The organism is Variovorax sp. WDL1 (assembly GCF_001541225.1).
In the GTDB taxonomy this organism is placed as follows: Bacteria; Pseudomonadota; Gammaproteobacteria; order Burkholderiales; family Burkholderiaceae_C; genus Variovorax.
This window is the reverse complement of record NZ_LMTS01000112.1, coordinates 6,822-19,653: the sequence shown is the minus strand read 5'-3', so window position 1 is coordinate 19,653 and position 12,832 is coordinate 6,822. Positions and strand designations below refer to the sequence as shown.

At 69.9% G+C, this 12,832-nt stretch carries 9 protein-coding genes; 3 read left to right on the top strand and 6 right to left on the bottom strand.

The genetic code is table 11. The features are described 5' to 3' along the window. Window positions 1-3,704: response regulator (locus APY03_RS15740; RefSeq protein WP_232324289.1), on the top strand; the 3,704-nt coding region annotated here is incomplete at its 5' end. Next, window positions 3,689-5,950 (top strand): response regulator, encoded by a 2,262-nt coding sequence (locus tag APY03_RS15735; RefSeq protein ID WP_083944384.1) that lies wholly within the window; start codon window positions 3,689-3,691, stop codon window positions 5,948-5,950. The genes APY03_RS15740 and APY03_RS15735, both read left to right, overlap by 16 nt. A gap of 9 nt (window positions 5,951-5,959) precedes the next feature. Here the strand turns inward: APY03_RS15735 and APY03_RS15730 are convergent, their stop codons facing one another. The 6 genes from APY03_RS15730 to APY03_RS15705 form a co-directional block, all read right to left on the bottom strand. Continuing rightward, window positions 5,960-6,322, bottom strand: a complete 363-nt coding sequence (locus APY03_RS15730) for a response regulator (protein WP_068678128.1) — start codon at window positions 6,320-6,322, stop codon at window positions 5,960-5,962. A 99-nt stretch (window positions 6,323-6,421) separates the two neighbouring features. Beyond that, a complete protein-coding gene (gene fahA, locus APY03_RS15725) occupies window positions 6,422-7,699 on the bottom strand; it encodes a fumarylacetoacetase (RefSeq protein ID WP_068678127.1) in 1,278 nt (425 codons plus the stop codon). Then, on the bottom strand, window positions 7,696-9,015 hold the full coding sequence (hmgA, locus tag APY03_RS15720; protein ID WP_068678126.1) for a homogentisate 1,2-dioxygenase: 1,320 nt from the start codon (window positions 9,013-9,015) through the stop codon (window positions 7,696-7,698). Before hmgA ends, fahA begins: the two co-directional genes overlap by 4 nt. A 10-nt stretch (window positions 9,016-9,025) precedes the next feature. Next, window positions 9,026-9,247, bottom strand: a complete 222-nt coding sequence (locus tag APY03_RS15715; RefSeq protein WP_068678125.1) for a DUF2783 domain-containing protein — start codon at window positions 9,245-9,247, stop codon at window positions 9,026-9,028. Further along, window positions 9,244-10,905, bottom strand: a complete 1,662-nt coding sequence (locus APY03_RS15710; protein ID WP_068678124.1) for an FAD-dependent oxidoreductase — start codon at window positions 10,903-10,905, stop codon at window positions 9,244-9,246. The genes APY03_RS15715 and APY03_RS15710 overlap by 4 nt, the downstream gene beginning before the upstream one ends. Before the next feature lie 23 nt (window positions 10,906-10,928). Further along, entirely contained in the window at window positions 10,929-11,888 is a 960-nt protein-coding gene (locus APY03_RS15705; RefSeq protein ID WP_068678123.1) for an MBL fold metallo-hydrolase, read from the bottom strand. Between the two features lie 125 nt (window positions 11,889-12,013). Between APY03_RS15705 and APY03_RS15700 the strand changes: the two genes are divergently transcribed. Further along, a partial coding sequence (locus APY03_RS15700; RefSeq protein ID WP_068678129.1) for an IclR family transcriptional regulator occupies window positions 12,014-12,832 on the top strand: 819 nt, incomplete at its 3' end.

Here is a 12,832-nt window from a genome sequence, read left to right as displayed (position 1 = left end):
CCGTCAACACCATGGTGGACCAGCTCAACTCCTTCGCCGCGGAGGTGACGCGGGTGGCGCGCGAGGTGGGCACCGAAGGCAAGCTGGGCGGCCAGGCCGATGTGCAGGGCGTGGCCGGCACCTGGAAGGACCTCACCGACTCGGTGAACTCGATGGCCTCGAACCTCACCTCGCAGGTGCGCAACATCGCCGACGTGACCAAGGCGGTGGCAGCGGGCGACCTCTCCAAGAAGATCACGGTGGACGTGAAGGGCGAGATCCTGGAGCTCAAGGCCACCATCAACACCATGGTGGACCAGCTCTCCTCCTTCGCCGCCGAGGTGACGCGGGTGGCGCGCGAGGTCGGCACCGAGGGCCGGCTGGGCGGGCAGGCCCAGGTACGCGACGTCTCGGGCACCTGGAAGGACCTCACGGACAACGTCAACTTCATGGCGGGCAACCTGACCGGACAGGTGCGCGGCATCGCCAAGGTGGTGACGGCCGTGGCCAACGGCGACCTGCAGCAGAAGCTGATGGTCGAAGCCAAGGGCGAGATCGCGGCCCTGGCCGAGACCATCAACAGCATGACCGACACGCTGGCGACCTTCGCCGACCAGGTGACGACCGTGGCGCGCGAGGTGGGCGTTGAAGGCAAGCTCGGCGGCCAGGCCAAGGTGCCCGGCGCCGCCGGCACCTGGAAGGGGCTGACCGAGAACGTGAACCAGCTGGCCGCCAACCTGACGACCCAGGTGCGCGCCATTGCCGAAGTGGCGACCGCCGTGACGCAGGGCGACCTGACGCGCTCCATCACTGTGGAGGCGCGCGGCGAGGTCGCGGCGCTGAAGGACACGATCAACGAGATGATCCGCAACCTGAAGGACACCACGCAGAAGAACACCGAGCAGGACTGGCTCAAGACCAACCTGGCCAAGTTCAGCCGCATGCTGCAGGGGCAGAAGGACCTTCTGACGGTGGGGCAGCTGATCCTCTCCGAGCTGGCGCCCGTGGTGGGAGCGCAGCAGGCCGAGTTCTACATGCTGACGACCAACACGGCCACGCCGCGGCTGAAGCTCTTCGCCAGCTACGCCTCGGGCGGCCAGGCGGTGCACGGCAAGGAGATCGACCTGGGCCAGGGCCTGGTCGGGCAGTGCGCGGTCGAGAAGACCAAGATCCTGCTGACCAACGTGCCGAGTACGGCCTTCCGCATCGCGACCGGCCTGTCGGAGGGCGCGGCCATGGACGTGATCGTGCTGCCGGTGATCTTCGAGGGCGAGGTGCGCGGCGTGCTGGAGCTGGCTTCGCTGGAGCGCTTCAATCCTTCGCACCAGGCCTTCCTGGACCAGTTGACGGAGTCGATCGGCATCGTGATCAACACCATCTCGGCCAACATGCGCACCGAGGACCTGCTCACGCAGTCGCAGTCGCTGGCCGAGGAGCTGCAGAGCCGCCAGCAGGAGCTGCAGCAGACCAACGAGGAGCTGCAGGAGAAGGCGCGGCTGCTGGTGCACCAGAACCAGGAGGTGGAGCGCAAGAACCAGGAGGTGGAGCAGGCCCGCCAGGCGCTGGAGGAAAAGGCCGAGCAGCTCGCACTCACCTCCAAGTACAAGTCCGAGTTCCTGGCCAACATGTCGCACGAGCTGCGCACGCCGCTCAACAGCCTGCTGATCCTGTCGGACCAGCTGTGCAAGAACAGCGAGGGCAACCTGACAGCCCGGCAGGTCGAGTTCGCCAAGACCATCCACCTCTCGGGCAATGACCTGCTCATGCTGATCAACGACATCCTTGACCTGTCGAAGATCGAATCGGGCACGGTGGCGGTGGAGCTCAGCGAGCTCAGGCTGGACGACCTGCAGCGCTCGGTGGAGCGCAGCTTCCGCCACGTGGCCGAGGCCAAGCACGTGGACTTCGACATCCGCTCCGCGGGGCCGCTGCCCGAGACCATCGTGACGGACGTCAAGCGGCTGCAGCAGATCATCAAGAACCTGCTGTCCAACGCCTTCAAGTTCACCCACCAGGGCTCGGTGGCCATGACGGTATCCGCGGTGGAAGGCGGCTGGTCCGCCGACAACGAGAGCCTCAACCGCGCCGGCCGGGTCATGGCCTTCTCGGTGGCAGACACCGGCATCGGGATTTCCGCGGACAAGCAGCAGATCGTGTTCGAGGCCTTCCAGCAGGCGGACGGCTCGACCTCCCGCAAGTACGGCGGCACCGGGCTGGGCCTGGCGATCAGCCGCGAGCTGGCACGGCTGCTGGGCGGCGAGATCCGGCTGGTGAGCGCGCCCGCGCAGGGCAGCACCTTCACGCTGTACCTGCCGCAAAGCTACAGCTTGCCGCGCGGTGCCCGCCTGGGCCGCCAGGCGGCTTCCGGGCAGGACCGGCCGGGCGACGCCCGAAGCGAAGCGCGCAAGCCGGCGCGCCGCGCGCTGCCGGCCATCGAGCCCTCGCCCGCACTCGCCCCCGCACCGGCGGCGCATGTAGAGCCCGAGGCCACGGCCGAGCTGCTGTCCTCGCTCAACATCGCCGACGACGATCGCGACAGCATCCTGCCGGGCGAGAAGGTGCTCCTGGTCGTGGAGAACGACCTCGGCTTCGCCAGGATGCTGCTGCAGGCGGCGCGCCGCGCGGGCTACAAGGGCCTGGTGAGTGCAACCGGCGCGGGCGCCCTGGCGCTGGCGCGCGACCACCGGCCGATGCTCATCACGCTGGACATCTACTTGCCCGACATGGAGGGCTGGCGCATCCTGGAGCGCCTGAAGGCGGACCTGGCGACGCGGCACATCCCGATCTGCGTGGTCTCGACCGACGACTCGCGCGAGCGGGCGATGGAGTCCGGCGCCGTCGGCTTCCTGGCCAAGCCGCTGCAGTCGATCGACGAGGTGGACGCGGCGCTGGCGCAGTTGAACCGCTTCGTCGAGGCCGCAAGGCGCAAGCTGCTGGTCGCGATGCAGCCCACCGCACTGCGCGACAGCTATGTCGCCGCCCTGCCCCGTGGCGACATCGAGATCGTGATCGCGGAGAGCGCCGACGCGGCCCGTCGGGCGCTGGCGCAGTACGACGTCGACGCCCTCGCGACCGATGGCAGCCTGGACGGCCTGGGCCGCCGGGACGTGGCCGAGTTCGTCGAAGGCCGCCCCGGGGCACTCCGCCAGCTGCCGGTGCTCCTCCACAGCCCCGCGCCCGGCGAACCGGTGCCGGGCTGGGAGCGCGGTCCCGGCGGCGCCGTGGTGCGGGTCACCGACTCGCTGGAGGCGCTGATCGACGCCACCGCCTTCAGCCTGCATCGCGGGATGGCCCGCATGTCAGAGCGCGAGCGGCGTGCGGTGGAGGCGACGCACCAGGCCTCCGGTTCGCTCGTGGGCCGCAAGGTGCTGATCGTCGACGACGACATGCGCAACATCTTCGCGCTGGCGGCCGTGCTGGACGCCCAGGGCATGGCCGTCGTGTCGGCGGAGAACGGCCGCGACGCGATCCGCCTGGTGAAGCAGGACGCCTCCATCGACATCGTGCTGATGGACATCATGATGCCGGAGATGGACGGCATGCAGACGATGCGCGAGCTGCGAAAGCTGCCGCGCGGCAAGCAGCTGCCGCTGGTGGCGCTGACGGCCAAGGCCATGAAGGGCGACCGCGAGAAGTGCATCGAGGCCGGCGCCTGGGACTACCTGTCGAAGCCGGTGGACACGGCCTACCTGCTGATGGTCCTTCGGGGATGGCTGTGCAAATAAACGAACCCGTCACGCCGCCCGAGGACGCGGACCCCGACCTCGATCCGGCGGCCGGCGAGGAGAAGGCCGACATCCTCGTGGTGGACGACCTGCCCGAGAAGCTGCTGGTGTTCCGCACCGTGCTGGAGGAGCTGGGCCAGAACCTGGTGCTGGTGCGCTCGGGCGCCGACGCGCTGCGCGAGATCCTGCAGCGCGAGTTCGCCGTGATCCTGCTGGACGTCAACATGCCCGGCATCGACGGATTCGAGACCGCGACGCTGATCCGCCAGCACCGCCGCTGCGCGCACACGCCGATCATCTTCATCACCTCCTACGCCGACGAGATGCAGACCGCGCGCGGCTATTCGCTGGGCGCGGTGGACTACATCCTGTCGCCGGTGGTGCCGGAGATCCTGCGCAGCAAGGTCTCGGTCTTCGTCGCGCTCCACCAGATGCGGCGCCAGGTCCGGCGCCAGGCCGACGCGCGCGCCGCGGTCATGGTGGCGCAGGCGGCGCGCCGCGTCGCCGAGGAGAACGACCGGCGCTCGGCCTTCCTGGCCCATGCGAGCCGGGTGCTCAGCGGCTCGCTGCAGATCGGGGTCGCGATGAAGGAGCTCGCCGGGCTGCTGGTGCCCGAGCTGGCGCCGCTGGCCCTGGTGCTGCTGGCCGACCCGGACTTCGGCGCCGGCGAGATGGTGGCGGCGGGCCAGGCCCCGGGCGCGCAGCTGCAGTTGTCGACCGGCCCGGAAATGCGCCTGGACGAGCGCCTGCGGGCCGCGCTGGGCGGCGCGGTGCGGGAGCGGCAGGCCGTTGGCCTCGACGAGGCGGCCCTGGCGGCGCTCACCCCCGCTGCCTTCGGTCTGGCCGCAGGGGGCGACGCCTTCGCGCCGCTGCGTTCGGCGCAGGCGGTGCCGCTGGTCTTCGGCGAGCGCGTGCTTGGCGTGGTGCTGATCGCCCGCAGCGACGCGGGCGAACGCAGCGTCGCCGAGGCCGGGCTGCTCGAAGAACTGGCTGCACGGGCGGCGACGGCTTTCGAGAATGCGCGCCTCTACCTCGTGCTTCAGCGGGAGATGCTCGAGCGGCAGGCAGCGCAGGAGGAACTCCAGCGCACCAACCAGCGCAAGGACGAGTTCCTCGCGATGATGTCGCACGAGCTGCGCAACCCGCTGGCGCCCATCCACACCGCGGTGCAGGTGATCCGGCGCGTCGCGGCGCCGCATCCCAAGGTGGCCTGGGCGCTGGACATCGCCGAGCGGCAGCTCAAGCAGTTGACCCGCCTGATCGAGGAGCTGCTCGACGTGGCTCGGATCAGCCAAGGCAAGATCGTGCTGAAACACGAGACCCTGGACCTGAACACCGTGGTGGCCCAGAGCGTGGAAACGGTGCAGCCCTTCGTCGACGCCCGCCGCCAGGCCTTGCGGGTGGTGGTGCCGCAGCAGCCGGCGTGGCTGCTCGGCGACATGGCCCGGCTCACGCAGGTGATCGCCAACCTGCTGCACAACGCCGCGAAGTACAGCCCCGAGGGCACCCGCATCGAGCTGGTCTCCCGGCTGGAGGGGGAGGACGTCGTCCTCTCGGTGCGCGACCAGGGCATCGGCATGGATGCCGAGCTGCTGCCGCGCATCTTCGATCTTTTCGCGCAGGGAGAGCGCGGCCTCGACCGCTCGCAGGGCGGACTGGGTGTGGGCCTGACGCTGGCACGGCGGCTCACCGAGATGCATGGCGGCCGCCTCGAGGCCCACAGCGAGGGCCGGGACCGCGGCTCCGAGTTCAGGCTGCGGCTGCCGCGTGTCGGCACGGTGCTGCCTGCCCAGGCGGCACCGCTGCTGCAGACCGCGGCGGCGTCCCCCAGCGAATCCCTGCGCATTCTGGTCGTCGACGACAACCACGATGCGGCGACCGTCATCGCAACGATGCTCGAGCTTGAAGGCCACGCGGTCCGCACCGCCCACGACGGGGAGGAGGCGCTCAGCGCGGCCCTGGCGCACAGCCCTGTGGTAGTGGTGCTGGACATCGGCTTGCCGCTGCTCGACGGCTACGAGGTCGCACGCCGGCTGCGCGCCATGCCCGAGCTGGCCAGCGCCCTGCTGATTGCGGTGACGGGCTATGGGCAGAGCGAGGATCGCGCAGCCGCACTCGGCGCGGGCTTCGACCGCCACTTCGTCAAGCCGGCCGATCCGGAAGCCTTGCTGGCTTGCATCAGGGAGTGGTCGGTGCAGCGCGCCCAGGAGGAGGCTGCGAACCGGCAGGCCTCCGCTGCCGCGTAGGGTTCGGCCCTACCGGGCGGCGGACGGCACGAGGATGCGATCGAGGACCTCGAAGTCGATGGGCTTCTGCAGGTGGTGGTCGAACAGGCCCGGCGCGGCGGCATCGCCCGCATCCTCCTTGCCATAGCCGGAGACGGCCACGAGCAGCAGGGCCTTGTCGCCTGCGTCGGCGCGCATGCGCCGCGCCAGCTCCGCGCCCGAGAAGTACGGCAGGACCAGGTCGACCAGGGCCGCATCGAAGTCCGTGGCGGAGGCTGCGTCCATGGCGTCCTGCGCGCAGTAGCTGCAATGCACCTCGTGATCCTGCAGTGTCAGCAGCTCGCGCAGCAGATCGGCCGCAGCCTTGTTGTCGTCGACGATCAGCACATTCACGGCAGGATTTCCCAGATTCGAGGCGCCCCAGTATCGGCATCCGACAGGGGGATGCGCGTAGGAGAGGACCTCGTCCGGGCGCTTCCGCGGGCCGGGCGCTCAGGCACTCGCCGGCTCGACGGTCGCACTCACCTCGCCCAGCCCGATGCGCACCGCGCCTTCGCGCTCGCACCAGCCGCGCAGGGTCAGCGTGTCGCCGTCTTCGAGGAAACTGCGGCGCTCGCCGTTGGGCAGCTGGATGGGCTGCTTGCCGCCGAGCGTGAGCTCCAGCAGCGAGCCGGCCTCGTCGGGCTTCGGCCCCGAGAGCGTGCCTGAGCCCAGCAGGTCGCCGGGCTGCAGGTTGCAGCCATTCACCGTGTGATGCGTGACCAGCTGCGCCGGCGTCCAGTAGGCGGCGTCGCGGGCGTTGCCGCGCGTGAGGCGCACGGGCGCCTCGCCGGCTTCGCGCATGCCGGCGGTCTGCAGCCAGGCTTCCAGCACGATGTCGAGCGCGCCCGCGGCGCGGTCGGCGGGCGCATCCAGGTAAGGCAGGGGCTGCGGATCGCCGGCCGGGCGTTCGAAAGGCGCACGGAAGGGGGCGAGCGCCTCCACGGTAACGATCCAGGGCGACAAGGTGGTGGCGAAGTTCTTCGACAGAAAGGGACCCAGCGGCTGGTATTCCCAAGCCTGGATGTCGCGTGCCGACCAGTCGTTGAGCAAGCCGACGCCGAAGAGGTGCGCCTCGGCGTCCGCGATGGCGATGGGGTCGCCCAGCGCGTTGCCCTGGGCGACGAAGAAGCCCAGCTCGAGCTCGTAGTCGAGCCGCTTCGAGGGTCCGAAGGTCGGGGCGGCGGCATCGGGCGACTTGGTCTGGCCCTGGGGGCGCCTGAAGCGTTGACCGCTGACACCGATCGAAGAGGCGCGGCCGTGGTAGCCGATGGGAACCCACTGGTAGTTGGGCAGGAGCGGCGCGTCGGGACGGAACAGGCTGCCCACGGTGCGGGCGTGGTGGATGCCGGTGTAGAAGTCGGTGTAGTCGCCGATGCGGCAGGGCACCGCCATCTCGACGGCCGACTGGGCCAGCAGGGCCCTGGCCCACTCGGCGGCCTGCGCACTGGCTTCGGCCAAGCCGGCGGAAATGGCGGCGCGCAAGGTTTGGCGCTCGGCCGGGCTCTTGGCCATCAGCACGTTCATGTCGTCGGTGTGGATGAGCCCGGTGGCCTTCAGGTCGAGCACCTGGTCGCCGATGGCGACGCCGATGCGGAAGGCCTCGCCGCTGCCGGCGGGCCGGAAGCGGCCGTAGGGCAGGTTCTGGATCGGGAAGTCGCAGGCAGCCTGGTTGGCGGATGCGACCCAGCTGCGCAGCTGGGGGTCGTGGGTGGCGTTCAGTGTGGTCATGGCTTGAATCGGTCCTGCAGGCCGGCCCAGCAGTCGGCGTAGTCGTTGTCGAGCGCCGGGCTCTGGAGGGCCCAGGCGGTAGGGATGAAACGGTAGCGGCTCTCGAACATGAAGGCGAGGGTGTTGTCCAGCTTCTGCGGCTTGAGGTCGGCGCCGCTGGCTTTCTCGAAGGCCTCCTCGTCGGGGCCGTGCGGAACCATCACGTTGTGCAGGCTGGCACCGCCGGGCTTGAAGCCGCCCGGCTTGGCGTCGTACTCGCCGTAGACCAGGCCCATGAACTCGCTCATGAGGTTGCGGTGATACCAGGGCGGACGGAAGGTGTCTTCCGCCACCATCCAGCGCGGCGGGAAAATCACGAAGTCGCAGTTGGCGGTGCCGGGCGTGTCCGAAGGCGAGGTCAACACGGTGAAGATCGACGGGTCCGGGTGGTCGAAGCTGATCGAGCCGATGGTCATGAAGTGGGCGGTGTCGTATTTCACCGGTGCGAGGTTGCCGTGCCAGGCAACGACGTTGAAGGGCGACTGCTTCATCGGCGCGCGCCAGAGGCGGCCGGAGGATTTCTTCACGAGCTCGTAGCCGCCGGCCTCGCTCTCGAAGGCGGCGACGGGCGCCTGGAAGTCGCGCGCATTGGCCAGGCCGTTGGAGCCGATCGGCCCCAGCTCGGGCAGGCGGAACTGCGCGCCGTAGTTCTCGCAGACGTAGCCGCGCGAGGGGCCCGCGCCAGCTTCCGAATCGGGCAGCGCGACCTTGAACACCACGCCGCGCGGCAGCAGCGCGATCTCGCCGGGCTTGACGTCGAGCACCCCCATCTCGGTGGTGATCACCAGCCGGCCTTGCTGCGGCACGACCAGCAGCTCGCCGTCGGCATTGACGAAGGCGCGTCGCTGCATCGACTTGTTCGCGAGGTAGACATGCGCCGCCAGGCCGCACTGCGCCTCGGAGTCGCCATTGGCGGCCAGGGTGTGCATGCCGTCGACGAAGTCGGCGTCGCCGCCGGTGAAGGGCATCGGATGCCAGCGCATGGGCTCGGGCGCCAGCGCGATGCCGCGGTCGGGGCCGGTCTGCCAGGTGAGCTGCGCATAGGCCTCGTAGCGGCCCGAGACCACCGAGGGCTGGCGCCGGTACAGCCAGCTGCGCCGGTTCTCGTGGCGCGGCGCGGTGAAGGCGGTGCCCGAGATCAGCTCGGGGTACAGGTCGAAGGGCGCGCGCTGCGGGCTGTTGCGGCCCTGCGGCAGGGCGCCTGCGACGGCCTCGCTCGCGTATTCATTGCCGAAGCCGCTCTGGTAGCGACGCTCGGCGGCGGATTCGTTGCTCATGGTGTCCTCTTCATGTGCGGGGTGTGTCTTCCCGGGTGGTTCGCGTGGCGGCCGCGAGCGCGCTCTGCAGCACGGCAAGCGAGCCGATGTGATTGGCCAGCACCAGCACAAGGCGCGCATTGAAGGCGTGGCTTTCCTCGGTGCTCAGGCCCTCGTGCGCCGCCAGCAGGGCTTCGTAGAAGTCGTCGGGGGCGTCCAGGTTCGGGGCGGTGATCAGCTCATCCTTCTTCATGCGGGGCTCCTCGTGCTCCTGGCAAGGGCGCGGTCGCACGCCTCGCGCAGCGCCTGCGCGCCGGGCGCGCGCCAGCGGGCGCAGACATGCTGGTCGGGGCGCAGCAGGTAGACCGTGCCCGGCCGCGCGTCATAGCGTTGCGCGGCGAGCTCTCCCTCGCCGCATGCGGCCACGCGCACGACGTGCAAGGGCCGGTCGGCCTCGGCGATGGCCGCAAGGCTGCGCTCCGCCGCCTCGCCCTCGCCGAAGACCAGCGCCGTGAAGCGGCCCGGCAGCGTGCGCAGCAGCCAGCCGGTGCTGCCGTCGGCACGCACGATGGGCGCGTCGGCGGCCGGCGCGCCGGGCACCATCCGCCCTTCGAACGCGTCCGCGTCCGGCGTGTTCAGCGGCGAGCCGTGCAGGGTGGTGGGAACCGAGAGCCGGCCGCTGTTGACCAGGGCGCGGGCGAAGGGCTGGGTCTTCGACAGCTCGAGCACCGCGTCGCGGAACAGGCGGCTGACTTCGCTCTTGGGCGTGATGAAGTCGGTCGCGCGGGTGGAGTTGCGGATGTTCTCGTCGGCGGCGTACTCGCGTTCGCTGCCGTAGCTGTCGAGCAGCGCGTCGGGGGCCTCGCGCTTCACGACGGCAGCGAGCTTCCAGGCGAGGTTGTCGGCATCCTGCACACCGGAGTTGGCACCGCGCGCGCCGAAGGGCGAGACGCCGTGCGCCGAGTCGCCGGCGAACAGCACGCGGCCGTGGCGAAAGCGCTCCATGCGCTGGCAGGCGAAGGTGTAGACGCTGGCCCAGCCGATGCTGAACTGGACGCGCTCGAAGCCGATGCTGTCCAGCAGCGCGCGCACGCGCGGGATGATGCGTTCGTGCTTGCGCTCCTCCACCGGGTCGGCCTCCCACCCGAGCTGGAAGTCCACCCGCCACATGCCGTCGGCCTGCTTGTGCAGCAGCACGCTCTGGTGGGGGTGGAAGGGCGGGTCGAACCAGAAGCGGCGCTCCGTCGGCAGGTCCGCGTCCATGCTGATGTCGGCGATCAGGAAGCGGTCGCGGAACACCCGGCCCTTCGCCTCCTGGCCCAGCAGCTGGCGCAGGTTGGAGCGCGAGCCGTCGCAGGCCGCAACGTAGTCGGCGACGAGCCGGTAGCTGCCCTCGGGCGTCTCGACCTGCAGCACCACGCCGTCGGCGCCGTTGTCGATGCCCACCACCTTGTTGTTCCAGCGCAGGTCCACCAGCGGCAGCTCGGCGGCGCGCTCCGCGAGATAGCCCTCGACGTAGTACTGCTGGAGGTTGATGAAGGCGGGCCGCTCATGGCCGGCCTCGGGCAGCAGGTCGAAGCGGTAGACCTGCTCGTCCCTGAAGAAGACCTTGCCGACATTCCACGACACGCCCTTGGCCACCATGCGCTCGCCACAGCCCAGGCGATCGAAGACTTCGAGCGTGCGCTTGGCGAAGCAGATCGCGCGCGACCCGGTGGAGAGGGTGCAGTCGTTGTCCAGCAGGACCACCGGCACCTGCTGCTGGGCGAGGTCGATGGCCAGCGCGAGACCCACAGGGCCGGCGCCGACCACCACCACCGGATGGCGCGCGGGGATGGCGGCGTCCTGGTCCGGGTGGCGGCGGTAGTCGAAGCGCAGGGATTGGTAATCGACGGGAGCAGTTGCGTCCACGGTCTTGTCTCCGCTGCGATACCTCAGCCCTCGAGGGCCTTCCACATCTCGACGTCCCGCTCGGCCGTCCACACGCGCGGGTCGCGGTGGCCCGAGGCTTCGTCGTAGGCGCGGCTCACGTCGAAGGGCATGCAGTGGTCGAAGATCACCCATTGGCTGTACTTGGGCTTCAGCTTCGCGTAGGTCTCCTGGTAGACGGCGTTGAGGTCGCGCCCGGCTTTCACGCCGGCCTGCACGCTCTCGTAGACATCGGCGATGAAGCTGCGCGTGCCGGCCAGGCCCTTGGCCACCTCCTCCGGCGTGGTGAGCGCGGCGCCGCGGCCGGGCACCAGCGCCTTGGGGCCGAGCGCGGCGATGTTGTCCAGCGTCCTGGGCCAGTCCTGGAAATAGGCATCGCCCGCATAAGGCGTGGCATCGAACTCGACCAGGTCGCCCGACAGCAGGGCCTTCTCGCCCGGCAGCCAGACCACCGTGTCGCCCTTGGTGTGGCCGCGGCCGAGCTGGATCAGCTGGACTTCCAGCTTGCCCAGCCACACGGTCATCTTGCCGCTGAAGGTCATGGTGGGCCAGGTCATGCCCGGGGGCACGGTCTCGACGTTCTGGAACAGACGCGGGAAGCGCCCGATCTCGCTGGCCTTGTCGGCCTCGCCGCGCTCGACGATGAGGTCGTAGGTGTCCTGGCTCGCCAGGATTTCCTGCGGCTTGTAGGCGCTTGCGCCCAGCACGCGCACCGCGTGGTAGTGCGTGAGCACCACGTACTTGATGGGCTTGTCGGTCACCTCGCGGATGCGGCGCACCACGTCGGCCGCCATGGCGGGCGTGGCCTGCGTGTCGGCCACGAGCACGGCGTCGTCGCCAATGATGATCCCGGTGTTGGGGTCGCCCTCGGCCGTGTAGGCCCAGGCGTGCTCGGAGATCTGGCTGAAGGTGATCTTCTTTTCTTCCAGGTCGGCCTGGCTGGCGAAAACCTTGGTCTGGCTCATCGGGGGTCTCCTTGTGGAAATTCGTCTAAGTTGAACTTATTCGCAGTGAACGAACGAAGCGGGAGTGTAGTCCGGCTTTCCGGTCATGTCTAATGCCTTCTGCATGAACAAACGGCGGGACGGTCATGGCCACTGACAACAGCGATCGCGCGCAGCGCGGCATCCAGAGCATCGAGGTGGGCGGCCAGCTGCTGCGCGCACTGGTTCACCACGGCCGGCCGATGGCGCTGAAGGACCTTGCCCGGGAGGCCGACATGTCGCCCGCCAAGGCGCATCCCTACCTGGTCAGCTTCAGCCGGCTCGGGCTGATCGAGCAGGACCGTGCCAGTGGCCACTATCTGCTCGGTCCGCTCGCCTTGCAACTGGGGCTGATCAGCCTGCAGCAGGCCGATCCGGTGCACGTCGCCACGCCGCTGGTGGCGGGGCTGGCGCAGGAGATCGGCCACACCACGGCGATCGCGGTGTGGGGCGACCGCGGCGCCACCATCGTGCGGGTGGCCGAATCGCCCGCCGCCCTGCATGTCAGCATGCGGCACGGCACGGTGTTCTCGCTGACCAGCACCGCCTCGGGCCGGCTGTTCGCCGCCTACCTCGACGCCGAGGTGGTCAAGCGCATGCTGGAAAAGGAGCGGCGGCGCGAGAGGGGCAGCCCGCAGCCGGAGCGCCACGTAGGGATGCCCCCGGCGCCGCCGCTGCCGGACTGGAAGTCCTTCGAGGCGCAGCTGCACGCGGTGCGCGAACACGGCATGAGCCGCTCGGACGGGGAGATCGTGCCGGGGGTGAGCGCGATGTCGGCGCCGGTGTTCGACCACACGGGCGCGATCGCGCTGGCGATCACGGCGATCGGGACGACGGCGGTCTTCGATGCCAGCTGGGAGGGGCCGGTTGCGCAGGCGCTGAAGCGCTGCGCCGGCGAGGTCTCGCAGCGGCTGGGGGCGACGCGG

What these genes read in the sequence shown, in the direction of transcription:
- APY03_RS15735 (WP_083944384.1), top strand. Translation starts at nt 3,689, where the DNA reads ATGGCTGTGCAAATAAACGAACCCGTCACGCCGCCCGAGGACGCGGAC.
- fahA (WP_068678127.1), bottom strand. Translation starts at nt 7,699, where the DNA reads ATGACCACACTGAACGCCACCCACGACCCCCAGCTGCGCAGCTGGGTC.
- hmgA (WP_068678126.1), bottom strand. Translation starts at nt 9,015, where the DNA reads ATGAGCAACGAATCCGCCGCCGAGCGTCGCTACCAGAGCGGCTTCGGC.
- APY03_RS15715 (WP_068678125.1), bottom strand. Translation starts at nt 9,247, where the DNA reads ATGAAGAAGGATGAGCTGATCACCGCCCCGAACCTGGACGCCCCCGAC.
- APY03_RS15705 (WP_068678123.1), bottom strand. Translation starts at nt 11,888, where the DNA reads ATGAGCCAGACCAAGGTTTTCGCCAGCCAGGCCGACCTGGAAGAAAAG.